This is a genomic window from Rhizobium sp. WYCCWR 11128 (assembly GCF_013416305.1).
Classification (GTDB): Bacteria; Pseudomonadota; Alphaproteobacteria; order Rhizobiales; family Rhizobiaceae; genus Rhizobium; species Rhizobium indicum.
In genome coordinates, this window is record NZ_JACCEZ010000015.1 from 74,933 (window position 1) to 101,261 (window position 26,329).

The 26,329-nt window shown below is 60.7% G+C and carries 25 protein-coding genes; 9 read left to right on the forward strand and 16 right to left on the reverse strand.

Features of this window, described 5'->3' with window-relative positions:
- Positions 1-8: 8 nt before the first annotated feature.
- Positions 9-791: a siderophore-iron reductase FhuF gene (fhuF, locus tag HX898_RS30125; protein WP_180196558.1), complete on the forward strand. Its 783-nt coding sequence runs from the start codon at positions 9-11 to the stop codon at positions 789-791.
- A gap of 83 nt (positions 792-874) precedes the next feature.
- On the opposite strand, the gene HX898_RS30130 is transcribed toward fhuF, so the two are convergent.
- Positions 875-1,366 (reverse strand): GNAT family N-acetyltransferase, encoded by a 492-nt coding sequence (locus tag HX898_RS30130; RefSeq protein ID WP_171597856.1) that lies wholly within the window; start codon positions 1,364-1,366, stop codon positions 875-877.
- A gap of 163 nt (positions 1,367-1,529) precedes the next feature.
- On the opposite strand from HX898_RS30130, the gene HX898_RS30135 reads away from it, so the two are divergent.
- Positions 1,530-2,189, forward strand: a complete 660-nt coding sequence (locus HX898_RS30135) for a sigma-70 family RNA polymerase sigma factor (RefSeq protein ID WP_180196559.1) — start codon at positions 1,530-1,532, stop codon at positions 2,187-2,189.
- Here HX898_RS30135 and HX898_RS30140 read toward each other — a convergent pair.
- From HX898_RS30140 to HX898_RS30150, 3 genes are read right to left on the reverse strand one after another with little or no spacing between them, the layout of a single operon-like run.
- The gene (locus tag HX898_RS30140) at positions 2,080-3,267 is read right to left on the reverse strand and encodes a PLP-dependent transferase (protein ID WP_138390366.1); all 1,188 of its coding nucleotides are present in this window, start codon (positions 3,265-3,267) and stop codon (positions 2,080-2,082) included. The two genes, HX898_RS30135 and HX898_RS30140, sit on opposite strands and share 110 nt — an antisense overlap.
- 10 nt (positions 3,268-3,277) lie before the next feature.
- Positions 3,278-4,699 carry an MATE family efflux transporter gene (locus HX898_RS30145; RefSeq protein WP_180196560.1) on the reverse strand — a complete coding sequence of 474 codons (1,422 nt, stop codon included), beginning with the start codon at positions 4,697-4,699 and terminating at the stop codon, positions 3,278-3,280.
- Positions 4,696-5,685, reverse strand: a complete 990-nt coding sequence (locus HX898_RS30150; RefSeq protein ID WP_138330742.1) for a GNAT family N-acetyltransferase — start codon at positions 5,683-5,685, stop codon at positions 4,696-4,698. The genes HX898_RS30145 and HX898_RS30150 overlap by 4 nt, the downstream gene beginning before the upstream one ends.
- A 205-nt stretch (positions 5,686-5,890) precedes the next feature.
- Here HX898_RS30150 and HX898_RS30155 point away from each other — a divergent pair, with 205 nt between their 5' ends.
- Genes HX898_RS30155 through HX898_RS30165 form a run of 3 tightly spaced genes read left to right on the forward strand, consistent with a single transcriptional unit; the run spans position 5,891 to position 11,470 of the window.
- Positions 5,891-6,109 carry an MbtH family NRPS accessory protein gene (locus HX898_RS30155; RefSeq protein ID WP_171597865.1) on the forward strand — a complete coding sequence of 73 codons (219 nt, stop codon included), beginning with the start codon at positions 5,891-5,893 and terminating at the stop codon, positions 6,107-6,109.
- Between the two features lie 19 nt (positions 6,110-6,128).
- The gene (locus HX898_RS30160) at positions 6,129-10,121 is read left to right on the forward strand and encodes a non-ribosomal peptide synthetase (RefSeq protein ID WP_180196561.1); all 3,993 of its coding nucleotides are present in this window, start codon (positions 6,129-6,131) and stop codon (positions 10,119-10,121) included.
- The gene (locus HX898_RS30165; protein WP_180196562.1) at positions 10,118-11,470 is read left to right on the forward strand and encodes a SidA/IucD/PvdA family monooxygenase; all 1,353 of its coding nucleotides are present in this window, start codon (positions 10,118-10,120) and stop codon (positions 11,468-11,470) included. Before HX898_RS30160 ends, HX898_RS30165 begins: the two co-directional genes overlap by 4 nt.
- On the opposite strand, the gene HX898_RS30170 is transcribed toward HX898_RS30165, so the two are convergent.
- Complete coding sequence (locus HX898_RS30170; RefSeq protein ID WP_180196563.1) at positions 11,443-12,162, reverse strand: 4'-phosphopantetheinyl transferase superfamily protein; 720 nt, start codon at positions 12,160-12,162, stop codon at positions 11,443-11,445. The two genes, HX898_RS30165 and HX898_RS30170, sit on opposite strands and share 28 nt — an antisense overlap.
- Before the next feature lie 77 nt (positions 12,163-12,239).
- Between HX898_RS30170 and HX898_RS30175 the strand changes: the two genes are divergently transcribed.
- Positions 12,240-12,461: a hypothetical protein gene (locus HX898_RS30175; RefSeq protein ID WP_138330737.1), complete on the forward strand. Its 222-nt coding sequence runs from the start codon at positions 12,240-12,242 to the stop codon at positions 12,459-12,461.
- Between the two features lie 163 nt (positions 12,462-12,624).
- Entirely contained in the window at positions 12,625-14,502 is a 1,878-nt protein-coding gene (locus tag HX898_RS30180; protein WP_138330736.1) for a HAMP domain-containing methyl-accepting chemotaxis protein, read from the forward strand.
- A gap of 89 nt (positions 14,503-14,591) precedes the next feature.
- Here the strand turns inward: HX898_RS30180 and HX898_RS30185 are convergent, their stop codons facing one another.
- The 4 genes from HX898_RS30185 to HX898_RS30200 all read right to left on the reverse strand — a co-directional run bounded on the left by HX898_RS30185 (position 14,592) and on the right by HX898_RS30200 (position 17,515).
- On the reverse strand, positions 14,592-15,140 hold the full coding sequence (locus HX898_RS30185) for a nuclear transport factor 2 family protein (protein WP_138390349.1): 549 nt from the start codon (positions 15,138-15,140) through the stop codon (positions 14,592-14,594).
- Between the two features lie 81 nt (positions 15,141-15,221).
- The gene (locus HX898_RS30190) at positions 15,222-16,025 is read right to left on the reverse strand and encodes an SDR family oxidoreductase (RefSeq protein WP_138390347.1); all 804 of its coding nucleotides are present in this window, start codon (positions 16,023-16,025) and stop codon (positions 15,222-15,224) included.
- 55 nt (positions 16,026-16,080) lie between these two features.
- A complete protein-coding gene (locus HX898_RS30195) occupies positions 16,081-16,479 on the reverse strand; it encodes a heme-binding protein (protein ID WP_138390346.1) in 399 nt (132 codons plus the stop codon).
- 148 nt (positions 16,480-16,627) lie between these two features.
- Positions 16,628-17,515, reverse strand: coding sequence for an AraC family transcriptional regulator (locus HX898_RS30200; RefSeq protein WP_180196564.1), 888 nt, complete (start codon positions 17,513-17,515; stop codon positions 16,628-16,630).
- 336 nt (positions 17,516-17,851) lie between these two features.
- Here HX898_RS30200 and HX898_RS30205 point away from each other — a divergent pair, with 336 nt between their 5' ends.
- Positions 17,852-18,241, forward strand: a complete 390-nt coding sequence (locus tag HX898_RS30205; RefSeq protein WP_180196565.1) for a Rid family hydrolase — start codon at positions 17,852-17,854, stop codon at positions 18,239-18,241.
- Here the strand turns inward: HX898_RS30205 and HX898_RS30210 are convergent.
- The 6 genes from HX898_RS30210 to HX898_RS30235 form a co-directional block, all read right to left on the reverse strand.
- A complete protein-coding gene (locus tag HX898_RS30210; protein ID WP_180196566.1) occupies positions 18,238-18,819 on the reverse strand; it encodes an NAD(P)H-dependent oxidoreductase in 582 nt (193 codons plus the stop codon). The two genes, HX898_RS30205 and HX898_RS30210, sit on opposite strands and share 4 nt — an antisense overlap.
- Entirely contained in the window at positions 18,816-20,225 is a 1,410-nt protein-coding gene (locus HX898_RS30215; protein WP_180196567.1) for an FAD-binding oxidoreductase, read from the reverse strand. Before HX898_RS30215 ends, HX898_RS30210 begins: the two co-directional genes overlap by 4 nt.
- A 1-nt stretch (position 20,226) precedes the next feature.
- On the reverse strand, positions 20,227-21,540 hold the full coding sequence (locus HX898_RS30220; protein ID WP_138390340.1) for a cytosine deaminase: 1,314 nt from the start codon (positions 21,538-21,540) through the stop codon (positions 20,227-20,229).
- Positions 21,540-22,394 (reverse strand): ABC transporter permease, encoded by an 855-nt coding sequence (locus HX898_RS30225; protein WP_180196568.1) that lies wholly within the window; start codon positions 22,392-22,394, stop codon positions 21,540-21,542. Before HX898_RS30225 ends, HX898_RS30220 begins: the two co-directional genes overlap by 1 nt.
- Complete coding sequence (locus HX898_RS30230) at positions 22,394-23,218, reverse strand: ABC transporter ATP-binding protein (RefSeq protein ID WP_180196569.1); 825 nt, start codon at positions 23,216-23,218, stop codon at positions 22,394-22,396. Before HX898_RS30230 ends, HX898_RS30225 begins: the two co-directional genes overlap by 1 nt.
- A gap of 67 nt (positions 23,219-23,285) precedes the next feature.
- Positions 23,286-24,302, reverse strand: coding sequence for an ABC transporter substrate-binding protein (locus HX898_RS30235; RefSeq protein ID WP_180196570.1), 1,017 nt, complete (start codon positions 24,300-24,302; stop codon positions 23,286-23,288).
- A 183-nt stretch (positions 24,303-24,485) separates the two neighbouring features.
- Here HX898_RS30235 and HX898_RS30240 point away from each other — a divergent pair, with 183 nt between their 5' ends.
- Complete coding sequence (locus HX898_RS30240) at positions 24,486-25,475, forward strand: LysR family transcriptional regulator (RefSeq protein ID WP_138390336.1); 990 nt, start codon at positions 24,486-24,488, stop codon at positions 25,473-25,475.
- Here the strand turns inward: HX898_RS30240 and HX898_RS30245 are convergent.
- Entirely contained in the window at positions 25,438-26,304 is an 867-nt protein-coding gene (locus HX898_RS30245) for a creatininase family protein (RefSeq protein WP_171597873.1), read from the reverse strand. The two genes, HX898_RS30240 and HX898_RS30245, sit on opposite strands and share 38 nt — an antisense overlap.
- Between the last annotated feature and the right edge of the window lie 25 nt (positions 26,305-26,329).

Consider the following 26,329-nt stretch of genomic DNA (forward strand, 5'->3'; position numbering starts at 1 on the left):
GCACGGCAATGGAGACAACCGGGGCGTTTCAGCGCCCGACCTTGATCGCTGACCATCCTGTCGCCCATCAGGCCGTCGACCTCGACGGTCTGGTGGGCGACAGCCCGTTCGCCTATTGCCGCGGCAAGCTGCTCAGGGCTCTCCCGCAGACGGGCATCGTTGTTTCCTGCAGGGATCTTTGCGACCGAGCGATCTTCGACGAGATCATTGGCCGATATGCGCAAAAATTTCCGGGCAGCGACCGTCGTGCGATCGTCTCGATGTGGACGCTCTATTATTTCAGCATGCTGACGATTGCTCCGAGCGTCCATATGTTCGTGAACAGGATCGGGCTGTCGTTGGAGATCGACCGGCTTTTGCTCGTCTGCAACGAGCATACGGGCGAGCCGGAAGCATTCGTGATGTCCGGCAGGCCGGACGTGACGACTGACCCGGCCGGCGAGCTTCACCGGCTGATGCTCGGTCACGCCGAGCCCATCATCGCGGCGATCGCCGCCAACGCCGGCGTCGCACCGAAGCTTCTCTGGAACAATGTCGCGGCCTATCTCTTCTGGATTCTGAAGGAGATCGCTCATCGCCATGAGCCCGTCCTCGTTGAAGGCGGCTTGGCGCTGCTGGAAGAAGCTCAATGGCCGGGCGGCGGCCGCAACCCGATGTTCGGCATGATCCGCATTGCGCGCCAGCAATGCGGGCTCGAATTCGTGCGCAGGAAAGTCTGCTGCCTGCGCTATAACCTGCCGGGCGTCGGCGGCTGCGGCGAAGCCTGCCCGCTGCCGGAGGGGCGCCACTAGCTCCTATCGTCCACCGCGCGTAGAGACGGGTGCCCTGCGCGCCAGTTATTGCCAATGCGCGCCAAGCAGAAAGTCCCGTCGTCTCAAAGCGCAGTCTCACCTGCCTGGACGCCGGCGAGTGGCTTGACCATGAACAGGCATGGATGGTCCTCGTGCCAGAGCTTTGCAAAGACCTCCGCCCGCACAAAGCCGTTCCGGTCATAGAAGCGCCGCGTCGCCTCGAACTGCGGTTCGTCGAGGCCGCGCGGGGCGAGCGTCTTGACCGTCAGCAGCCGCGCACCCGATTCATGGCCGAAACGCTCGGCCGCATCGATGAGATGGCGTCCGGCGCCGCGACCGTGATGTTCGGGTCGTGTCGCGATCAGCGCGATCTCGACGGCGCCGGGCGGGTGCGGCTTCAAAGCCATCAACGCGGTCACGACATCCGCTTCGACATAACCGAACACCGGCAGGTCTTCGATCGCCTGGGCACTCGCTTCGATAACCTCGGGTTCTGAAAACCAGTCGGGCAAAGCCCCCATGATCGATCGGCAGAGCTCTGCCTTGCCGGTCAGGATCTCAATTGTTTTTCCCATTTTTCTCGCCTCCGATCGGTCGATTTAAACTTGACTCCTGTTATCACCTTAAAATAGACACTGCAATCAAATCGTGTACTTTCCTCCAAAAAAGGAAGGCTAAGACCGAACCAGCCAGCAACGACAGAGCCTGATTTTCCATTTGTAAAAAGGGTACAGGACAATGCACACATTGCATCGTGATGTGAACGGAAATGCCGTGGTCAATGCCATGATCGAAAACAAGGATAAGCTCCTTAAAACGATTGAAAGCGTTGTCAAATCAAAGTCATATTCCGAGGATATCTTTCAAGATGGAGTCATTAAAGCCTATGGTGTCAAGACCGACGACATTCGTTGCCCGATCGGCTACGCCTTCCGGATGGTCTACAATCTGGCACTCGATGAGAGCCGCCGGCGACGCCAGAAGCTGAACAACCATAGGTCGATAGACCAGATTCAGGAGATTACGGCTCCCATCCCCACCGTGCTCGACCAGCTCGTCGCTGCCGAGACCCTGCGCAATGTGCTTGCCTCGCTCGAGGCGCTGCCGAAGCGAACCAACGATGCCTTCATTCGCCATCGCCTCAACGGCGTGCCGCAGAAGGATATTGCAGCCGAACTCGGCGTCTCAAGGACCCTCGTCAACTTCATGATCAAGGCGGCAGAGGAACATTGCCATCTGGCGATCGCCGAACCTGCTTCCCGCCCCGATCATGCGCACCGGCAGGAGCCTACCGTTTCGCTGCGTGCAGCGCCTGCTGCAAATCGCTCCACAGCAGTTCCGGCTCTTCCAGGCCAACGGCGAAACGAACCGTCTGCTCGCTCACGCCGAACCGGATGAAGGAAGTCATCCGGTCGGGGATCTGCAACGCGACCTTGGCGGGGACCACCAGCGTTTCTGGTCCCCCCCAGCTGACACCGAGGCGGATGTCGCGAAGGCTATTCACAAAACGTGCGACATCGATATCGGGATTGAGGTCGAAGGCAAACAGCCCGGCATAACCCGTCAGCGTCGCCCTTCCGGGATGTTCCTGGAATGCCGGGTGACGAACGCGTCCGATCGCAGAATGCTCCTTCAGCCGCCCGGCCAGCAAAAGCCCGCTGCGCTCATGCTCCTTGAGACGGACACGCAGCGTGCGCATGCCGCGCAGCAGCAGCCAGGCCTCGAACGGTGACAGTTTGGCACCGACATAGGGGTAAGACGTTGAATTGATCCTGGCGATGGCCTCTTTCGAGCCGACGACGACGCCGGCGACCGTATCGCTGTGACCGCCGAGATATTTCGAGGCGGCGTGAATGACGATATCGACGCCATGCTGGATCGGTTTCTGAAAGAGCGGCGTTGCCCAGGAATTGTCGATGATGGTGGTGACGCCGGCCTCCTTTGCCATGGCCGACAGCGCCGCAATGTCTTGAAGCTCGAAGACAAAGGATGTGGGGTTTTCAAGGTAGAGCAGCTTGGCACCCGACAGCGCCTTGCGGACCTCGTCGTGGTCGGCGGGATCGACGAAATCCACCGCGACACCGAGCCTGGCAAGCAGCTTCACCAGAAGGCGGTAGACATCGTTATAGAGATGGCGCACCGCAACGACCCGGTCGCCTGCCTCAACAAGGCTGAGAATTGTCGATGTAATGGCGGCCGTTCCGCTGGAGAAAGCCCGTCCATCCTCTGCGCCCTCGAGGCGGGCGACCAGCAGTTCGAATTCGCGAACCGTCGGATTGTCGCCGCGCGAATAGATGTAGTTACGCGTGCGTCCGGCAAAGACATCCTCCATCGCCTCGTAACTGTCGTAGGTGAAGAGCGACGTTTGGAAGATCGGCGGAGACACGGCGTTGAATGCCGCCGGATCGACAGGCGTAAAGAGATCGTCAGCGACCGCATGGGCGCCAAGGTCGTGCGGGTTGATCGACTGGTTCATGGTCATCCTCTCATGGACAAAAGCTGGGATATGGACGGATGGAGGTCAGATGATCGGCAGAGCGCTGCCGGAGCGCGCTGAGCGTCCTCGCCAGGCAGACGGCCGACAGCAGGCCGGACAGGGCAGAGGCCAGGAATATTGCCGCCAGCAAGCCTGAAAAGCCGAAGAACGGCGGCAGAAGAGCAAGCAGCGGAAAGAGAAGATAGCCATTCTGCGCCAGGCCGATGGCAACCGCCGCTTTCGGTCTGCCCTGAGCCTGGAAGAGGATCAACACCGTTTGCCGCAGGCCGAAAAACAGAAGGGGAAGATGGGTCGCGATGATCGCCTGCCCTGCGATCCCGATCACCACCGCATCGTCGGTGAAGAACGAGGCAAGCTCCTGGGAGAAAACGAGCGCCCCCAACCCGTATGCGCCGCTCACCGCACTTGTGACCACTGTCAGGATGCGGACTGTCGACAGCACTCGGGCCGTATCGCCTCGACCCCAGGCAAAGCTCAGGATCGACTGGGCCCCGAGTGAAATGCCGATGACGGGGAGGGTTCCGACCGCCAGCAGCCGCAAGGCAATCCCGACGCCGGCGATGCCGGCTTCTCCGTGATAGGTGCCGGCAAGCGACACCATTGCCGCAATCGCGCCAGCGGTTGCGAGACTGGTCAGCGTCGTCGGCGCGCCCACAGCAAGGACAGGCCTGAGATAACCGATATCTCGCCACCGCCAGCCAAACGTCAGCCGGACCGTCCCAAGTCGCCTGGCGTGGTAGGCAGCATAGATGCAAAGCGCGACGAGCTGCGACAGGATGGTTGCGATTGCAACGCCCTGCAGGCCGAAGCCGAAGCCGAAGATCATGATCGGATCGAGGATCATGTTCAGCGCAAAGCAGGCGACCAGCGTCCACATGCTGAAGCGGGCATTGCCCTCTGCGATCGCCAGGAAATCGAGAATGATCTGCGCCATCGTCAGCGGCACCGAGACCGCAATGATCATCAGATAATGTTGCGCGAGCGGCTGAAGGGCAGGGGTGGCGCCGAACAGCAGCAAATCTGGAAATACGACGATTGCGATGGCACTTGCCGCGCCGAAAACGACGCCGGCAGCAAGACTGATCGAGGCAATGGCGCCGGCCCGGGATCGGTTGCCGGCTCCGAGCGTGCGCCCGACCTCCGTTGCGACACCGACGCCGATCCCCTCGCCGAAGGCGGCGATGAGCATCAGGATCGGCAGGACGATCATGATCGCCGCGATCTGGTCTTCACCGATCATCCCGACGAAGATCATGTTGATCGTGTGATGGGCGGCGTTGATCGACAGGCCGAACATGGCCGGCAGGCCAAGCCGAAGCAGCAGCCTGAAAAGCTCAGGACTGGCAAGGTCTTCCGGTGCGAGACGCTGCCGTTTCCGGAAGCTGCCGCTGACGTCGCTCATATCGTTCATGATGCCGGCACCCACAGACGATCGCCGAAGAAACGCTCGCGGCCGAGCATCACCAGGAGCGCCCGCTTATGCGGAAAATCGAAGTGCTTGACCTTGGCAAAACCCGAACGGTCGAGGTTGCGGATCTGCTGCTCGTGACTGGCGCGCGGCTCACCGACGATGCGCTTCGTGCGCGGATCATCGAGGAAGATGAAATGCATCAGCGAGGGAAGCCATGCGCTGATCCATTTCTTGCCGCGATAGCCGGGCTCGCCGATCGCGACGTGCCATCCTCGATCATAGTCGTCGGCGTCGTAGAAGGGACCGAGCCGGTTCTCTTTCGCCCAATAGACCTCGAAATAGCCGAAGGGAATGTCCGCGAAACTGCCGATCAGCGGCAGGACATGCGGATCAGCGATCCTCTCTTCCAGGATCTCGCGATGTTTGTCGATCGAACCCGCATCCTCCCAGATCGTGTTGACCTGCTCATCGTTCATCCAGCGATGAAATGCTGCAAGATCGGTCTCCGGATCGGCCACCGTGAAGGTGATTTCCCGTTCCAGCCAGGGGATGAAACGCCTGTAGATCGTGCCCTTCGGTTTTGCCGGCCGGCGCGGATGATAGCGGCCCGCGGTCATCTCCTGCACGGGCGGCAGCGGATAGGACAGCTGCGGCAGCCAGAGCGAGGGCCACTGCCACAGGATCGCCGAATCGAGCCTTCCGCCTGCATCCGCAATGTGTCTGGGAAGGCTTGTCTGATGCCCTTCGAAGACGACTGAGGTGATCGAGCGATCTTCTGCCGTCACGGCTTCGGCAGCCGCCATCAGAAGCTCTGCCGATTGCACCGGATCGCCATGGTAGAAGGTCACCGACGCGATGCCGGCCTCGACCTCGAATGCGGCTTCGTGGTGGCCGTAAGCGGTCTTGAGGTGGATGAGATTGGGGGCAAGGCTGACGTAGCTGCGCGACTGCAGAGCGCGCCTTTGTTTGACGGCGTCAAAATCCATGATGTTCTCCTTGGCCGGTCGAGGACCGGTCGGGCTTTTGGTGCTGCGAGCATGAAGCGTGCTCCTGCGCCGATTTAGTAGAATGACGATCCATCTCCCGCTGGGTTTAGGGGTAAGCGAAGAAAAAAATTCTCATCAATTTTCTAAACTGCAGCCTGCCGGATCCGTCACTTGCGCATGACCATCATCACCGCAGGAGCTGCGAATGGATAATCTTGAACCTCACGACGATCTCTGGATCGCCGTCATCGACACCGAGCGTCGCTACTCGGTCTGGCCGCAAGACAAGCGGATTCCCCTGGGCTGGGAGCCGGCGGGCTTTGCCGGTTCGCGCCAGCAATGCCTGGCGCATATCGCTGCAGTCTGGGCGGATCCGCGCCCCCTCTCTTTGCGCTCGGCAATCGCCGGCGATGCGCGTCTCTGAAAACGGCTGGATGGCACGGATGAACAAACAGATCACAAACTTCGCAGATGCCTATCCGACCGATGTCGCAACGGACGCGGTCTTCGAGAGCTTCCCGCTGACGATCGCGCAGAAGCGTATCTGGTCGCTGGAGCAGATCGGCAATGACACGGTGTTTCCCGACCAGGTCATTTCGCTGCGATTGCGCCCGGCGGTCGACGTCAAGACGATTGCCGGCGCCTGCCGGACGCTCGTGGCGCAACATCCGTCGCTTGCCACCCGGTTCCGCCGGCTGGCAGGCGGTCGCGTCGAGCAATACTGCGGCGCATTGAGCGCCGTACCGATCGAGATTGTCGGCGAAAGCGCTGCTCTTGCAGAGCCGGATGCGTTGGCCGCCCAGAAAGCCTTCCGCGACGGGCGCTTCGATCTCCTTACTGGTCCACCGACGCGTGTTCAAATCATCTTGCTTGCCGATGGGCAGTCGCTTCTGACGATCGTGCTTCATCCTGTAATCTCGGACGATCGCGAGAAGTCTATTCTCGCCGGCTCCCTGACGCGAATTCTCGAAGGCGCACCCTCCGGCGACACGCAACTGACTGAGATCTTGGCCGGAACGCGGGAGGCTGAATGGCTGCAGACCGAGCAGGCGCAGGAATCCCTCTCCTATTGGCGGAACACGATCGGTCTCGACTACGCGGCCTCGACCTTTCCCACCCGCTTCAACAGCGGCGGGCTGGCAGGTGTCGCGCGCGCTCAGCATCGATTTTCGATCGAGCCTGGTCTCTGGGAAAAGCTCGGTCGACATGCGCAGCATAAGGGATATCAGGTCGAGCGCGTGCTTCATGCCGCCTTTTGCGCGCTGCTGGCACGCTACAGCGGGAACTATGCTTTGCTGACCGGGCTCCTGATCGCGCGGCCGGAGAAGGAACACCTTGCGAACCGCGGCCGTGCCGAACAGGTCCTTCCCCTCATCCTGTCGCTCGCCTCCAGAAACTCTCTTGACGATGTCATTGCTGCAATCTCATCGGTAACGGAGGAGGGCCTTCGCCGGCTCGTTCCGCTGGAGCGCATCACGCAGGAATTGGTCGTCGACGAAGCGGCGGCCCAGGAAGCCGTGGTCAAGGCCCTGTTCGAATTCCGCGAGCCGTATTCGATCCCCAGGCAGGCAACCAATCTGGAGCCCCTGGGCGCGCGCGCCGACAGCGAGCTTTCTCTGGTGATCGAAGCAGGTCTGGATGGTGCTGCATCCGGGCTGATCGACTATGCACAGGATCTCTATGACAGCGCCCTGATCGCGCGTGTCTCCCGGCATTTCACCCTTGTGCTCGAGCAGATCGTTGCGCGGCAGAATGTGCGGATCAAGGACATCGAACTCGTCGGCAGTGACGAACTCGACCCGTTGTCGGCGCCCTATGAAGACGACGTCGTCAACGATGACAGACCGGTCCACGAGCTGATATCGGCCCATTCGCGCCAGACGCCGGAGAAGACGGCGATCGTCTACGGCGACGAGGAGTGGAGCCATGGCTGGCTGGAGGCGGGCACCAACCGCCTCGCACATCGGTTGCGGCAGCTGGGTGTTCGCGCCGAGGTGACGGTCGCCATCTTCATCAAGCGCTCGCCGGAGGCAATCGTCGGGATCCTCGCGACGCTGAAGGCGGGCGGCGCCTATATCCCGGTCGAGCCCGACCATCCGCCGGTGCGCAACCATCACATTCTGCGCGATGGCGGCGTCAAGATCGTTCTGACCCATAGCTGGCTTCGCCATCGGCTGCCGGAAGAGCTCGACACGATTATCCTCGAACTCGACAAGATCGACCTCGACGGCGAGCCGGATACGCCCCTTGATATTCCCACTCACAAGGATCAGCTCGCCTATGTCATGTACACGTCAGGATCGACGGGATTGCCGAAGGGTGTCGCCGTCGAGCACGGTCCGCTGACGCACCATCTGCAGAACACCTCGCGTGTCTACGGCATGAGTTCGGCCTCCCGCGAGCTGCCGTTCCTGCCTTTCAGTTCGGATGGCGGGCACGAGCGATGGATGAACCCGCTGATGGAGGGCGGCAGCATCATTCTTCCCGATCAGCCGCTGTGGACGCCGGAAGAGACATTGACGGCCATGCGCAAGCACGGCGCCAACAATGCCAGCATTCCCACAACCTATCTGCAGCAACTGGCGGAATGGGCCGATATAACCGACGGCGCACCGCCGATGCGGCTTTACTCCTTCGGCGGCGAGGGGCTGGCGCAACCGACCTTCGATCTACTGTCGCGGGCGCTGAAATCGGAATGGCTGATCAACGGCTACGGGCCGACCGAAACCATCATGACGCCGATGGTCTGGAAGGTGAGGGCCGGCACGAAATTTCAGGGGGTCTATGCTCCGCTCGGTCGTGCTGTCGGATTAAGGCGGGTCTATGTGCTCGACCCCGATCTCAATCCTTGCCCGATCGGCGTCACCGGCGAGCTCTATATCGGCGGCGAGGGTATCGCACGCGGCTATCTCGGCAAGCCGGACACGACAGCGGACCGCTTCATCCCCGATCCGTTCTTCACGGAGGGCGGCAGGCTTTATCGCTCCGGCGACCTGACGCGTTGGCGTGATGACGGAACCGTCGAATTCGTCGGTCGTGTCGACCATCAGGTGAAGCTTCGCGGCTACCGGATCGAGCTTGGTGAGATCGAAGCGGCTCTGCTTCAGCAACCCGGCGTCGGCGAAGCTCTGGTCGTCCTGCGCGATGACGATGCCGGCGGTGAAAAGGCGCTCGTTGCCTACGTCGTTCCGAAGAAGGACGAGACGTTGAACGTCGAGACGATCCGCGCCGGTCTCGAACGTAGCCTGCCGTCCTATATGGTGCCGGCTGCCGTGGTCGAACTGGAAAAAATGCCGACCAATCCGAACAGCAAGCTCGATCGCTTCGCGCTGCCGGCGCCGCAGCCGGTCAAGCGTGCCATCGTCGAGCCGACGACCGCGCTTGAAGAAGAGGTGCTGGATGTCTGGCGGCAGGTTCTCAAGCTGGAAGCGATCAGCGTCGAGGACAATTTCTTCGCGATCGGCGGCAATTCGCTGGGCGCGATCCGCATCCTTTCGCAGCTGCGGCAGCGCCGGCCGAAAACCCCGCTCACCGTCGCCGATATCTTCAACAACCCGACCATACGCTCCTTTGCCGGCGTCGTGGAGCAGGGCGACGAGCGGGATATCTCGGAAGTGATCGTGTTGCGTGCTTCCGGCGCCAAGCCGCGGCTCTATTGCTTTCCGGGGCTTCTCGTCAGCACCCGTGAATATGTCAAGCTCGTCGATTATCTCGGAGCCGATCAGCCGGCGACTGGCTTCATTTGCCACTCGCTTTCCGAGAAAAAGGCAGTCGGCGCTCCGGTCGAAGAGATCATCGAGAGCTATGTCGATTACATCAGGATGCATAGCCAGGGAGCGCCCTGCTATTTCCTCGGCTGGTCGTGGGGCGGGCTTCTGGCCTACGAGGCCGCCCGCGCCCTCGGTGATGAGGTCGACGTCAGGATGATGGCAATGGTCGACGTCTGCGATCTCGGATCGGAATTCGCGATCGGAGCAAAGCCGAGGTTCCGGCCGGGCGAGCGCGATGCGCTTCATCGAGACGTAGAGGCATGGCTTGGAAAAACGGCGATGCGCCCCGAATGGGACCGGCTGTTGTCGACGATGGACGCGGATACTTGCGATCAGTTCCTGCGCTTTGTCGGCGACGAAAAGGACCCGCTTCCAAACGACGGGCCCGATATCAGCAGTCGCGAGCATACGTTTTGGGTGCTGATCGACAATGCCCTGATCTTCCGCAAGCACCGGCTGGTTCCCCACGATGTGCCGATCTATCCCTGGGCTGCCGACGACAGCCTCAACCGCGGCCTCAATCTGATCGACTGGCGCCGCCTGTCGCCGCGGGCGCGTGCGGCCGAAATCATCACCGGCACCAACCATCTGCACATGATCGGGTCTCCCGCCTTCCACTCAAGGCTTGCCCTGCGTCTCAAGGAAACAGAGAAGGATATCGCATGACCGTCGCTTTTGCCCGCAGGGATGCAGAGCCGCTGGATATTGCCGGCATCGGCATCGGCCCCTCCAATCTGAGCCTCGCCTGCCTGTTCGAGTCGGCGCCCGAGATCAGAAGCCGCTTCTTCGAGCGGCGCCCGTCGTTCGACTGGCACCCCGGCATGATGATGCCCGGCGTCGAGCTGCAATCGTCCTTTTTGAAAGACCTCGTCACCCCGGTCCTGCCGACCAGCCGCTGGTCGTTCGTCTCCTATCTGGTTGCCCATAAAAGGCTCTACGCTTTCCTGAACGCCAATTATGAGGCCGTTCCCCGGCAGGAGTTTGCACGTTATCTCGCCTGGGTCGCCAACGGCCTGGACGGGTTGCGCTTTGGCACGGAGATCCGCGACGTCGAGCACCGCGACGACCGCTTCTTCCTGCGGTTCGACAACGGGCAGGAAGAAGCGCGAAACCTGGTGATCGGCACGGGATCTTCGCCCTTCGTGCCCGACTGGGCAAAACCGTTTCTAGGAACCGATTGCTTTCATAACAGCGAGGCCAAATCGCGTCTCACCGATCTCGGTGCTGCCCGCATCGTTGTGGTCGGCGGCGGTCAAAGCGGCGGTGAAGTCGTCGAAGCCTTGCTGACCGATCCCGGTTCGATGACGGAGCTGACATGGATCAGCCGGCGTCATAATTTCGAGCCGATCAACGATACGCCGTTTTCGAACCAGGTCTTCTCGCCTGAATATGTGCAGGCCTATCTGAAGCTCGGTGGCGAGCAGAAGCAGGCCGCTTTGAAAAACTCGATCCTGACCAGCGACGGCTTGTCGATTTCGACGATCCATTCGATCTACCGCCGCCTCTATGCATTGCGCTATCTCGAGCCGAGCACACTCAATGCCTCTCTGGCGCCAAATCGCGATGTGATTCAGATGGAGCGGAACGGCAATGCCTATCGGCTCATCGTCAGGAACCAATTCGACGGTGGCATCGAGGTGCTTCATGCGGATGCGGTGGTTCTGGCAACCGGCTATCGGTTCCGATTGCCGGATGCTCTCGGCTCGCTGAGCGACAGGATAACGCTCGATAGAAACGGCTATCCGCTTCTCAATGACGACTACACGATGCAGTGGACGGGTCCGCGGACCAACCGGCTGTTTGCGCAGAATGCGGGGCGATATTCGCACGGTATCGCCGACTCTCAGCTCAGCCTCATGGCCTGGCGCAGCGCAACCATCGTCAATGCCCTTCTCGGCCGGCAGCATTTCGATGCGGAACCCGACAATGGGCAACTCGCCTGGGCGACGGAGACCGCTTCCGCAATGCCTCATCAGCTCCGAGCCGGCTATTCGGACGGCATGCTGTCGTCCTGAAACAGGCGCGTCGAAATGCCGGGGAGCCCGAATTGAGAGCGAGCAGCCAGCGCAACGACGTGCTGGCTGCCACTTTCGACCAGACGGTGATGCCATCGCCGATCGCGATCGCCGCCATCGACCATGACGGGGATGCCATCCTTCCAGGAAAAGGCCACGTTGCGGGGATCCTCGCGCAGCCCGACGCCGAGTGCCTTCAGATGGCTCTCCTTCAGGGTCCAAAGTGCAATGGCCGCACGCGTGCGTTCGGACGCAGGCAATTCCATGAGCCAGCGCCGTTCGTCCGCGCTGCAATAGTTATCCACTGCCGCCGCTTCGATCTCGGTATCGACGCGTTCGCAGTCTATTCCCAGGTGGTCACATCCTGAAGCGACAGCGACCGCGACAAGCCCGTCGGTATTTGCGAGGCTGAATTGCGGCCTCTCACGACCTTCAAGCCTCAGCTTGCCGTGCCTGTCCGGAGACAATGGGACCTTGCTCGGCGATATCCCGGTTTGCACGCTCAACAGTTTCCGCAAGAGATACCGGCCGGCAACGAACGAGGCCCGATCCCGTTCGAAGCGGTAGGTCGCGGCGCGCTCCAGCTCATCCGGTGAAAGCGACTGCATCCTGCGGTTCCGATCGCCTTCGTTCTCGGAATACTGCCAGAGAACGATTTCAATGCCGGCAAATTGCTTTTCTAATTGGTGCATGGGTCCAGTATCTGTCCCGTGGACCTATTGGCAAGCATGCAGGTGCTTGCCGACGTCACAGACGGCAGGACAGCTGCGTGAGCGGATCGGCATTTCCCGTCCTGAAGGCGATTGGCGTTTCAACGCTCGTTCTCCATGGCGAAGATGACCAGATCGTGCCGATCTGCTCCCTCTCATCAGGGCTCGATGTCCAAAACCGGGTCAATGTCGACCGATTCATTTCTTGGTATCGAGACCTGATGGCGCTGCCATTTTCGCTCGCCATGGCTGCTATTTCCTTGGATTTCCAGGAACTTTAAGTCGCAGGGCGTTTAATTGATCGCGGAAGTATGGATCTGATCAGAAGATCTCAGGAAAATAGAGCGAGATCATTGTTTAGTTAATACTAAATTATTGAATCTAGCGCGAGATCTTGCATCAGCCGGCATGCCGGTCGTTCCAGATACCTTCGAGGAGACCCGCATGAAGCGCCCGAGCATCAAGCAAGCCCTGATCTTAAAGCTGTCGATCATCAGTCTGTTCATGGTTGGCCTGTCCTATATCTCGCTGAGCACGATTTCGACACTTCGTGCCAATACTGAGCAGATCGGGACCTTCTGGATGCAGCGGCTTGTGACGGCTCGCGAGATCAAGGATGACTTCCTCGACCTGAAATTGGTCCATGCCCATTACCTCCTGGAGGATACAGCGGAGGAGCGGAATGTCGGGCAGCAACGAATCGATGCCGCCGTTGCCACGCTCGAGAAAGTTGTCGCCGAATACGAAAAAGGCGTCCGCACCGAGCGGGGGCGCGAACTGATCAATCAGATCAAGCCGGAACTCGCCAAATATCGCGCGCTGGCAGAGCAGATGATTGCGTTTGAAAATGACGGAAAGACGCCTGAAGCAATCCGCTTCTTCAAGGAAAATATGGAGCCACAAGCCGAGCTGGTGAACAAGGCGGTGGCAGATCTGGCTGCTTTTATTCTCAGCCAGGCCGAAGGCTTTGTGGCCGCGAGCGGTGCTTCCGCACAATCCGCTTTCATGCTGACGGCCGCGATCGCAGCGCTGGCCGTGCTTCTTGCCTTAGCCGGCATCTTGTTTGCGATATCGGGCATCGCCAACCCAATCCGAAGCATCGCCTCCGCCATGAGGCGCTTGTCGGATGGCGATCTTGACAGCGATATTCCCTATGCCGGTCGCGCCGACGAAGTCGGCGAGATGGCCGGCGCGGTTGAAATCTTCCGTCAGAATGCCCTCAACGTCGTCAGGCTGGAGAAGGAAGCCGCCGAATCCCGCAGCGAGAGCGAGGCAGCGCGCGCCGCAGCCCAGCAGCGCGCCGAACGCGAGGCGGAACAGTTGCGCTTCGCGACCACGACATTGGGCGAAGGTCTCCGGCGGCTTGCATCAGGCGACATTTCCTTCCAGCTTTCGGAGCAATTTGCGGCCGAATACGAAGCCTTGCGCGAAGACTTCAACGCTTCGCTCCGGCAATTGGGTGCGACCATCGGCGCCGTGCTCGAGACGGTACACAGCATCGACAACGGAACCGGTGAAATTGCATCTGCCGCGCAGGATCTTTCCAAACGCACCGAACAACAAGCCGCCTCTCTCGAGGAGACGGCTGCAGCCTTGGACGAGATCACCTCGAATGTGACGATGTCGACCAAACGCACCGACGAGGCGCGCAATGTGGCCAAAGAAGCCGATATCAGTGCCCAGCGGTCGGCAACGGTCGTCTCTGAGGCGGAACAGGCCATGCGCCGCATCGAAGACAGCTCACAGCAGATTTCGAACATCATCGGTGCAATCGATGAAATCGCCTTCCAAACGAACCTCTTGGCGCTGAACGCCGGCGTTGAAGCCGCCCGTGCGGGAGAGGCGGGCAAAGGTTTTGCCGTGGTCGCCCAGGAGGTCCGCGAGCTTGCCCAGCGGGCAGCTCAAGCCGCCAAGGAAATCAAAGGCTTTATTCAAAAGTCATCAACTGACGTGGAAAATGGCGTGAAACTGGTTCTCGAAACCGGAACCTCGCTGAAGTCGATCGGTGAGTACGTCGTCCAGATCAACCAACTCATGGATGCGATTGCCACCTCGGCGCGCGAGCAATCGACGGGACTTGCCGAGATCAACACGGCCGTCAATCAGATGGACCAGGCGACCCAGCAAAATGCGGCGATGGTCGAGCAGTCGACGGCCGCCGTTGCCTCGTTGTCCTCCGAGGCAGGCCGCCTGCGGGATCTGGTCAACCAGTTTCAATTGGACGGCGACAAAAGCACGGCGGACGTGCAGCGCAGCGGACGGGCCTTTGAAGGCAACAGGCCAATCCACCTGGTCGCTTCGCGGCGCGTGATACAAAGATGACGCGCGACCGACGGCAGATCAGATGCACGCGATAAATTGAATTGCCGTCCTGACGATTGCTGCATGGATCCAGCACGTGGCCGTTCCGGCTATTCGGCCGGCGTCACGCGGGTCCAGAACGCGTTGAACACGACCGAATCGAAGAAGGCCGAGGCGCGGACGATACGGCCGTCGCGCATGTCGAGAAACCAGGCATAGGTGTTGGCGTAGGGCTCCCCGTCGCGGGCGATGCCGCGGGCGTCGAAAAAGACGATCACAGTGTCGCCGTCGGCATAGACGTTGCGGATCGCGGGCTTCAGCGGCGCCTTCATGCGGGCATTAAACGGGCGGATCACTTCGCGTAAAAACGCCTCGCGACTAGGATAGGTCTTCGACGCCAGCGAATAGCCCTCGATCGTCCAGCGGGCGTCGTCGGCGAGGAGGTCATAAGGGCTGCCTGTGCCGGCCGCCCACGCTTCAAAGCCAGCCTCGACGGTCGTCTTGTTGCGGCGTTCGGTTTCAGTCAGCGTCTGCGGTGCGGCGCGAGCCTCCAGCCCACCCATAGCCAGAATGGTGGCGGCGATGCCGAGGGCAGCGTTGAAGATGCGGTGGACAAAGGATTCCTGGCTGCGGACTGTTGCGGTTGCGGTGGTGGACATGGGTTCCTCCAAGGATCGGGTTGGTGGCGCGACATCCGCTGGCCGGGTGCCGCTTGCAGCGCTCGCCGCCAAAAACGCTGATCAGATCTGGTTTTCCCAGGCTCTCAGCTGATGCTCCTTCAGCATGTCCTCGACTACCTTCGGAACCACGTTGCGGAACCTGCCGGTGTCGGCCGGGACGACGTCGATCATACGGTCGATCATTTCCTTCGGGTCCATCTTACCTTCGGGGGTGGCGAAGAAATCGTCGAAGCCCTTGCGCAGATCTGCGCGCTTGGTGAAGTTCTTGCTGTCGTCCAGCCAGCGGAACGGATTGTCGGCCATCGTCTCGTTGTAGCCGGTGTAGTAGGCGCCCGGATTGATCGTCTGGATCTTGATGCCATAAGGGGCGAGTTCCTGCTGCAGCGCTTCGGCGATCGCTTCCAAAGCGTGCTTGGTGGAGACGTAGGTGCCCCAGTTGGCCGGAGTGAAGAGGCCGCCCATCGAGGACGTGAAGACCACCTTGCCCCTCTTGCGTTCGCGCACCCATTTCTGGACGACGCCCTGGGTCAGCACCAGCGGCAGGAAGACGTTGACTTCGTAGTTCTTGCGGACGAGCTCGATCGGGATTTCCCAGACCGGGCCGGCTTCGCCCATGCCGGCATTGTTCCAGAGGACGTCAAAGTCCCAGCCCTGCGCCTGCTTGATGTCGTAGGGATCGGTGAGATCGAGACGCTCGACGCGGAAGTCCTTGAGTCCGAGGGCGGCGATTTCCTCACGCAACGGCGTGACCTGTGACGAAACCTGCGTGGTCGCGATGATGCTGTGGCCGTTCTTAGCCATGCCGATGGCGGCAGCCTTGCCGAAGCCAGAGCCTGCACCAGTGATCAAAATGGTCTTGGTCATGCGACATTCCTTTCGATACTTTTGGGTTGGTCAAAATCAAGGATCGGCACAAGCATCACACGACGGCTGCAGCCGCTGCCTGCGCGATTTCGAGATCCTGCGGCACCGCTCCGCCGGAAACGCCAACGGCGCCGATCACTGTGCCGTCGCGGGCAAAAAGCGAGATGCCACCGGGAAAGGGAGCCAAGCCGCCGTTGGATAATTCGAGGGCATGGGCGGGAGCGCCGGGCTTGCAATATTCCCAGACGGCCTCGCTTGTGGTTTGAAACAATACGGCCGTCCGGGCTTTGCCCATAGCAAGGTCGATCGAACCGAGCACTGCGCCGTCCATTCGGCTGAACGCCTTGAGATGGGCTCCGGCGTCCAGGACCGTGATATTGACCGGCACGCCGATTTCTTGAGCCCGCGACTCGCCTGCGGCGATGATCCTGCGAGCTTGGTCGGTGGTAATCATCTGCCTGCCTCCTCTTTTCGTTTGGGGATGAGTGCTCCCCGTTCGATGAGACAGGTGTAGGCCGAAAAGGGTTTTGCAGTATTTTCAGCTCTTGCTGCGCTATGCGCAAATCTTGCGCTCCGGTGTGCGCTCCGGCAGGCGGCTACCATTAATCGGTGATGAGCGTGCGGTACTGGCCGGGCGTCAAGCCAGTCATCTTGCGAAAGACGCGGGTAAAATTCGCTTGCGAGCCGAAGCCGGTATCGAGCGCGATCTCCACGAGCGAGGATCGCGCAAGCCGCAGCTTTTCCTTGGCCGCCTCGATCCGTCGCTCGGTGACGTAGCGATGCGGGGTCAGGCCGGTGGCTTTGCGAAACATACGGGCAAAATGAAAGGGGCTAAGGCAGGCCTCGGCAGCAAGGTCATTCAGCGAGATCTGTGCGGCGATGCGGGCTTCGATGAAATCGAAGACGCGTTGCAGCCTTTTTGGATCGATGGCCGGCGCCCGCGCGGCAGGTCGCCACCGGCCAGATGAATAGGTGCCGAGCAGGTGCGCCACCAGCGCCATCTGAATCCCGTCGAGGAAGAGTCGATCGGTCGCTTCTAAACTTCGATTCAACAAACCGCGAAAGAGCTGGCCGATCTGCAGCACCATGGGATCGGGGACGCCGCCGGCATAGGCGAGCTGCACCCTGGCCGGGTCGATATCAAAGTTCGAAAGAGCGCTCTCACCGACGAGCGACGGCGGCAGGAAGATGTGCAGGGACTCGGGCATGGTGCCGATGATTTCTACATCGCTCTCATGGACACCAGCCGGACATATCCAAGCGACACCGGGCCGAGCGATAGCCTCCTGCCTGTGACCGTCACCAGTCCACCTGATCTTCGACTGACCCGACAGCAGAACGGCTATTTCCGTGCATTCGAGTGTAAGGTCGACCTGCCAGCCCGGATCGAAACGCCGGAGCTCCACCTGCAGCGACGAGCACTCAACGAGCCCGCCCACTCTCTCGCTGGTCCGATACTTTCTGTCCCCTTGCGATTCTACGAAAGTCATGTCGCATCCGCGCCGTGAAGCTAGATCTAAACTCGAATTGTTCAGTCTCGGCTGGCCGATTTCCGCCGCCACGCTGCCATCAATCTGCAATCATCTTTGATTTATTAAAGGAATATTTTTCAGGCACGCCGCCCTGCTGTCAGGGGCCCGCGTATTACCATCAGGATTTTGGCTGAAATTCAGGCGAGCGCAAGTCCGATAGCCCGAAGTGATACTGCCACGGTCATCCTGTCTCTTTTGTCGCAAGACATCGTGGAGGACAGCGATATTCTCATATCTTGCCGCATCCTGTAGGGTCGCGGGATCTGCGGACCTATAGGAAACTTAGAGCGATCGATGAAGAAGACCTTCAATCCGGCCTCGGTGCGCCGGCCTTTTGGAAATTACAATCACGGCCTGCTGGTGCCGCCCGGCGCATCGCTTCTGGTCACGTCGGGTCAGCTTGGTATCGGTCTCGACAATACTGTTCCGAGCGATATCAGTGCTCAGGCTGAACTCTGCTTCGAGGCGATCAAGGCGATCCTCGAAGAGGCGGAAATGAGTTTTGCCGACGTCATCCGCATTTCGGGCTTCGTCACCCGCCGTGAGGATTTCCCGGCCTATATGGCCGTGCGGGATCGCTATACGCTCGATCCGAAGCCGGTTTCGACCTTGCTCGTCATCAGCGGCTTTACGCGTCCTGAGTTCCTGGTCGAAGTCGAGGTTACGGCCGCGAAAATCTTCTAAAAGCGCTCCATCGCGCCTCCGACACGGGCGAGGAATTTTGCCCGCGTCTCCGGCGTGCAATTGTTCATGTCGTAATGGGCGAGGAACGTCACCGGCCTCACCGGATTGATCTGCGCCCTCAGCACGCGCTTGACGATTTTCTTTGGAGGGTTGCCGGCGGCGAAGGCCCGGAAGGGTGTTGCGCCATAGGTCAGGACGGCCGCGAGCTTGCGGATGTGGCGCAGCCGCGATTCCACCTTGCCGTTGACCAGCTCGAAGGACACGCCCGGCAGCCATACACGGTCGAAATAGCCTTTCAGGATTGCCGGAAAGCCGAAGTTCCAGATCGGGGTGCAGATCACCAGCCCCTCGGCCGCCTTGAGCCGTTCGACGTGCGATCCCACCAGCTTCAGGTTTTCCGGATAGTCGTGATAGACGAGCCGGTCGTAGCGCGAGAGCACCGGATCGAACTGCTCTTCATAGAGGTCGCAGCCATCCACCATATGCCCGGCCTTCTCAAGGCTCTCGACGGTTTGCCGGTAAAGCGCCTTGCCGTAACTTTCCTCGACCGGGTGAGAGTGGAGGACAAGAACCCTCATGACGCCTCCATGACGGCTGCCAGGCCTGGGAAGAGATAATTCTTGCCGGCGTTGAAATCGAAATCAGGATTGTCCCACGCAATCATCTTGCCGGGATTGAGCAGGCCCTTCGGATCGGTTTCCTGCTTGAAGGCGAGCTGCACCGCGTCGGTGCGCTTCATGCCGCCTTCTTCGAGCGTGTAGCGGTGCGGGTTGAAGATCGGGCATCCATTGTCCTGGTGGATCTTGATGATCTCCTCCAGCCGCTCCTCGGTGGTATAACGCACCAGCGGCAGGCCGGAGCACTGGATCTGGCCGTCGAATTTGATGAATTCGAGATGACCCGGCACTTCGTCACCGAAGATCTCCATCATCTTCCGGACCTTGGCGACATGATCGGGTCCCGGATATTGAACCTGCAGATAGGTGAAGCTCGGATCGACCTTCAGGGCACGCAATGTCGTGTGGTTCCAGGCGAGCTCATAGGCATGCGGGATGCCGCGCATGCTTTCCACCTTGTCGGAGCGGAACATGATCTCGCCCTTCTGCGCCGCCGTGAAAGCCAGAAAGGCATCCATGGAATGTGGCGCGATCATCAGTACGACGATCGACTGGCCCTGACGGATATAGGGCTTGTGGCGGGTGAAATAGTCGTAAGGGATGGGAGCTGCGATCGGCGCGATCTCCTTGACGAGAATGCCATTGCATTTCGCCAGCGCGTCGGAGAAGCGCACCGCCTCCATGAAATCGTCATAGCCGACGAGCACATCGACCCAGTCATAGGCGGGTGCAAGCGGCATCTCGATCTCGGTGATGATGCCGTTCGTGCCGTAGGCGTGGCTCACCTTCTGGAGATCCCAGCCGGTGAGATCGAGCACGCGCGGTTCGGCTTCCATGGTGACGACGCGCAGGCGCAGGATATTTCCGAGGTCGCGCAAGCCGCCCCAGGTGATCGAGCCGACGCCGCCGGAACCGCCGGCGATGAAGCCGCCGACCGTCGCCGTCTGCGCGGTGGAGGGGTGGAAGCGCAGCTCCTGGCCGGAATGGGCCTTGGTCTGCTTGTCGAGTTGGGCAAGTACGATGCCCGGTTCGCAGACGACACGGCCGGGATGGATCTCCTTGATCTTGTCCATCGCCGCAAGGTTCAGCACGATACCGCCGGAAAGCGGCATGGCCTGGCCGTAATTGCCGGTGCCGGCGCCGCGCGGCGTGACCGGCACGCCATGCGCATAGGCGACCTTCAGCGTCCGGATGACCTCGTCCTCGGTCTTCGGCGTGACAACGAGATCGGCGGAAACATTGTCGAGCTGCGCCTTCAGGATCGGCGAGTACCAATAGAAATCCCGGCTCTTCTGGCGCACCAGCGCTGGATTGTCCTCAACAGCGATGCCCTCGAGTTCTTTTTTGATCTTCTGATAATCGGCCATGTCAGGCTCCAACGACGTTATCGAGTTCACGGTAATCCGGCAGGCTGCGGTCGATCACCTTGCCGCGGCGAAGCACGACGCGGTCAGACTGCGGACGGGACAGGAATTCACTCCAGCGCCGCGCGCTGAAGAGCACGAGATCGGCCGGATCGCCGGCGGCGATGCGGCCCTTGTCCGGCCGTCCGACGATGGCGGCGGGCGAGGTGGTGACGACACGGGCGGCGGTATCGAGCGGATGGTCGAGATGCAGGATCCGGACGGCCTCACGGAAGACCTCGACCGGATCGAGATCACCATAAGCATAGAAGGGGTCACGAGTATTGTCGGATGCGACCGCAGTCGCGACGCCGGCGGCGGCCAATTCCTTGAACAGGGTGACGCCGCGCCAGCGCGGGGTGCGGTCGGGATGGCGGTCCTGCAGATACATGTTGCACATCGGCAGCGCGATGACCGCGATCCCTGCCTTGGCGACCAATTCGACGGTGCGCGCGGCGGTGTCTTCGTCCTGGCGGGCGAGCGAGCAGCAATGGCCGGCGGTCACCTTGCCCCCGAACCCGTTGCGCAGCACGGCCTCGGCAATTGCCTTCAGCGTCTCGGCGCCGCGGTCATCCGTCTCGTCGACATGCAGATCGATATTTAGGCCATGCTCCGCGGCAGTCCTGAAGAGCGTGTCGAGCTGCCAGACAAGCTCCGGCCCCATCCGTGTGACGCCGCCAAGCAGGCCGCCGCTCTGCCGGATTGTTGTGACGAGATCGGTAAAGAAGGCGCTGTCTGCCATGGCATCCAGCGGGAAGAGGGCGACCGCCTGCAGTGCGATCCTGTCTTTCCAGGCATCCCGGATTTCGGCAAAGACCTCGAAGGAGATGCGATGCTGGGGCGCAAGCGAATCCAGGTGCGTGCGGATCAGGCTGGTGCCATGGGCATAGGCGGAGCGGAGCGAGAATTCCATCCGCCGCTTGACGTCCGCGGCCGACCAGTTGGCTTCACGGTCGGCCCTGACGGCATCGAGCGCGCCCATGAAGCTGCCGTCGGGATTGGCCTGGCGCGGCCAGATATGGCCCTTGTCGAGATGGGTATGGATATCGGCAAAACACGGCCAGACCATGCCGTCCTTGAGATCGATCCTGGCATAATCGGCGGGTGCGGCGCCGGCCGGCCGGATGGCGGCAATCATGCCGTCGCTGATGACGATATCGACCGTGGCCAGTCCTTCCGTGACCGGCACGCCGACATGTTCGACGGTGATGGCGGGCACTGTCGCATTGCTCAGCACGAAGCGGGCCGCATTCGGCGGGGATATGAAGGAATAGGTCATCAGTTTTCCCGTTTGATGCTGCTTTCATGCCAGCGGTGAAGGCTCAGCCAGGCAATGAGGGTGGTGAGGCCGAAGATCGCTACGCCAAGCATGGAGAGCATCAACAGCGCCGCGAAGAGCCGCGGGATGTTCATCCGGTACTGCGCTTCCAGCAGGCGGAAGGCGAGGCCGGAGCCGGCACCGGCGGAGCCCGCGGCAAATTCAGCGACGACGGCGGCGATCAGCGCAAGCCCGCCACCGATGCGAAGACCGGTCATGAAATAGGGCTGGGCGGCCGGGATCTTCAGATGGATCAGCGTCTGCCAGCGCGAGGCACCATAGAGTTCGAAGAGGTTGATGAGGTTATGGTCGACGCTCTTCAGGCCCTGCACCATGTTCGAAAGGATCGGGAAGAATGCGACGAGGAAGGCGCAGATGAGCAGCGCGACCTGCGTGGAGGGAGCGTAGATCAGGATCAGCGGCGAGATCGCCACGATCGGCGTCACCTGCAGGATAACGGCGAGCGGATAGAAGGCGATCTCGATCCAGCGCGATTGCACCAGGAAGATTGCAAACCCCACGCCGCCAATCAGCGCCAGCATCAGCGAGATGAAGGTGATCTTGGTCGTGACCCAGAGGGCCGGCGCCAGCGTGCCCCAATCATTGACGAAGGCCGCAGCCACCGCGCCGGGACCGGGCAGGATGTATGGCGGAACGCCCGAGAGCACCACGTAAAGCTCCCAAGTGATGATGAGCACGGTGATGACCAGGAAAGGCACGGTGATGCGCAGCGCCAGCTCACGCCGCCGGGCGTTCGCCGGTTGGGAGGCGGGCGGGGATACGGCTTCGGCGGCTTCGATGCTTTCGACGCTCATCAGTGCTCCTCCGATCCGCCCATCGCCTCGATCAGCGAACGGGACGCCTTTTCGCAGGCCTGCCGATATTGTTCCGAGGTTCGATAATGCGAATCCCGCTCGAGGCTGGTGGTCAGCGGAAAATCGGCATGCACGCGGCCGGGTCTCGCCTTCATCACCACGATCCGGTTCGAGAGATAAGCGGATTCGAACACCGAATGCGTCACGAAGATCACGGTAATGCCGGTCGCCTTCCACAGCCGCAGCACGTCGTCGTTGAGCTTCTGGCGGGTGATCTCGTCGAGTGCGGCAAAAGGCTCGTCCATCAGCAGCAGCTTCGGCTTTGTCACCAGCGCGCGGGCGATCGACACGCGCATCTTCATGCCCCCGGAGAGTTCGCGCGGATAGGCATCGGCGAAATCCTGAAGATTGACGGTCGCCAGCGCTTCGGTGATCCGGTCGCGGGCTTCCGCCTTGGAGATCCCGCGCAGTTTCAGCGGCAGGTAGACGTTGCCGAAAACGGTCTTCCACGGCATCAGCGTCGGCTCCTGGAAGACGAAGCCGATATCGCCTTCAGGCTGGCCCTTCGAATTGATGCGTGAACTTGGCCAGTCGATCTTGCCCGCGGTGATGTCGCCAAGGCCTGCGATGATGCGCAGCGCCGTGGACTTGCCGCAGCCGGAGGGGCCAAGCAGGCTGATGAATTCGCCGCTTTCGACCGTCAGCGACATGCCCGAAAGCGCTGTCGTGCCGCTGGAAAAGACCTTCGACACTGACTGCATGACGACCAGCGGCCGCTTTCTCGCTTCCTTCGAAGGCGCCGCCTTGGTTTCGGCTAGGGACATTTTCTCGCTCATTTATCGAAGGAGTGCGGTCCGCCGCCAGATAAGCGGCGGACCTGGCCTGGGAGGCTTATTTCTTCAGCGCCATTCCGGCGCCCTTGCAGACGAACTTCGTCGTGAAGGCCTTGGTATAGTCGGTGTCGGTCTTGAAGACCTTGATGGCAGTCATCTCGTCGAAGAACTTCTTGTAATGGGCGTCGGTGATGCAGCCGATGCCCTTGTCGAGGCTGTCACCGGATTCGATGATGCCGTATTCCTTCATCTTGGTGATCGAATAGGCGATCTGGCCGTCCGTTATTTCAGGATTGTCCTTCTTGATCAGCGCGTTCGCCTTGGCGTTGTCGCCGTAGAGGTAATTGTACCAGCCCTCGATCGAGGCATCGACAAAGCGCTGCACGACATCGGGCTTGCCATCGATCATCGCCTGCGTTGTCGTGATCATCGTCGAATAGGGTGAGTAGCCGTTGTCGGCGAGCAGGAAGACCTTTGGCTCGAAGCCTGCCTGCTTCTGGATCTCGTAGGGTTCGGAGGTCAGGTATCCCTGCTGGGCAGACTCCTTGTCTGCGAGGAAGGGGGCGGGACTGAAGTTATAGGGCTTGTACTGCTCGTCCTTGAAGCCTTTGAAGTTGGCTTTCATCCATTCGAAATAGGTGAGGTAGCCATCCTTGCTGAGGAACAGCGTTTTCAGCTTGGCGAGGTCCTCGAACTTGTCGACGCCGTTATCCGGATGGACGATCAGTACTTGCGGATCCTTTTGGAAGATCGCGGCGACATCGACCAGCGGAATGCCCTGCTCGACAGCGGATATCTCTCCCTGCGGACCACCCATGTAGAAATCGAGCTTGCCGGAGATCAGCAGCGCGCTGTTTGCAGCATTCGGGCCGCCTTGGACGATGGTGACGTCGAGGCCGTATTTTGCATAGGTGCCGTCGGCGACGGCTTGGTAGAAGCCGCCATGTTCCGCTTGGGCAAGCCAGTTCGTCCCGTAGCTCACCTTGTCGAGGGCAAGCGCCGGCGAGGCGGCGGCAAGCATCGAGGCGAGGCCGAGGCAGCTCAGGAATTGCGTCTTCGTCTGTGCTTTCAACATGGTCGGCAGTTCCCCTTTTTGACCGAGGGAGACCTTGCTCGGCCTCCTTTTGAGGGAATTTGAGCCATTGCCATGCGCTTTGAAAAGCATCAAAATTCGTGCGCATTGATGCCTTTTCGGCATCTGTCGGAAAGCTGAAGATAATTTGTGCGCCCTGCGCAAAATTTATGCATCGGAGAGACCATGCTGCACTCCAGACGCCTTCTCTACATCAACGAGATTGCTCGTTGCGGTTCGATCCGCAAGGCGGCCGCGCGCCTCAATGTGGCGTCGTCGGCAGTCAACAGGCAGATTTTGGCGCTGGAGGAGGAGATCGGAGCGCCGCTTTTCGAACGGCTCCCGCGTGGCCTGCGGCTGACGGCTGCCGGCGAACTCTGCATCGAGCATATCCGGGACGTGCTGAAGAATTACGAGCGCCTGGAAGGGCGCATCCGCAGCCTCAAGATGCAGCAGGCAGGCAAGGTGCGCATGGTGACGACCGTTGGGCTTGCCGCCGGGCCGCTGCCCGAAATCATCGCGCGCTTTCTTTCAGAGCATCCGCGCGTCTTCGTCCAACTGCGCAACGACACCGGCGGCACGACGGCCAGCCCCGTTGTATCAGGCGAGGTGGATATCGGTCTCGGGTTCAACATCCCCGCCACGCCTGGCATCCGCACGCTCGGAAATTTCGATATCCCGATCGGTGTCGTGCTGCCGCCAGGGCATCACCTGATCGGCCCCGGGCCAATCAACCTGGCCGATGTCACCCAGGAAAAACTGGTTCTGGCGCAGCCGGGCACCAGCCTGCGCGAGGTGATCAACCTTGCTTTTGCGCGCCTGCCAATCTCGGTCGAGCCGGTGCTGGAAACCAATGCATCGGAGATGCTGAAGCAGCTGGTCAAATGCGGCACGGGGCTGACGCTGCTCAATCCGCTCGATGTCATCACCGAATGCCGGCGCGGTGAACTCGTTTTCCGCCCGATCGCCGAGCCGCATACGCGTTATCAGCAGATGAAGCTGTTTGCCCGTGCCCGCGCGCCCCTCGACGCAGCGACCAGCCTTTTCGTCGAATATCTTCTCGCCGAACTGCTCGGCCTGGTGCAGGAATTGCAGGCCAAGGGTCATATCCCACCGGATGTGAAACCGGCCGCTGAGCCTATTTCACATAGAGATTCGAAAGCGGATAGGCCTTGAGATCCCGGAGCAGCTCGACAAACCCCTTGACCTGATGGCTGCAGATCGCCTCGCCCTTTTCGGCCGTGGCGATCGAGGCATCGCCGACCACGCCGAGGGGATTGAGGTCATGCGCGATCCAGGCCAGCGAATGCGGTGGTAGAGGCTGAAGATATTTGGATTGCTGCCGCATCCCTTCGGCCTTCGAGGCAAAGTTCTGCGCCTTGTCCATGCGCACCAGCTCGGGGCGGAAATGCAGCATCAACGACGTCTCGACATCGCCGCCGTGGATGCCGTATCTGCTCTCATGATCGCTGACCATGCCTTCCGGATGACCGAAACGGCCCCATTGCGTGGAGACCACCGCCATTTGATGGCGCACGCGCAGTTCGCGCGCGACGATGCTCATGATGTCGACATTGCCGCCGTGGGAATTGACGATCACCATCTTCCGCAGCCCGGCTTCGGCAACCTTGGCACCAATCGCCGTCCAGACGGGGATGAGCAGCTCTGCACTGAGCGACAGCGTGCCGGGGCCGTGGATGTGTTCGTTGGCCTTGCCGATCTCCTGTGTCGGAAGGACCAGGATGTCCAGATCCTCCGGCCGCTGCCTCTTCAGCTCCGCCAGCATGCCGGTCGCGATGGCGACATCCGTTGCGATCGGCAGATGCGGGCCGTGCTGTTCCGTCGAGGCGATGGGCAGAACGGCAATCGTGGTCTCGGGAGAGAGGTCGGCAAAATCATATGTATTGAGCTCGTTCCAGTAAAACGGCGTGGGCATGCGGTCATCCCTTTTCGTCACCTGCTTCGATAGGGAGTAGGGAATAAAGATAAGCCGGAAAAGCATCATTTTTTGCGCATGGCGCTGCTTTTTT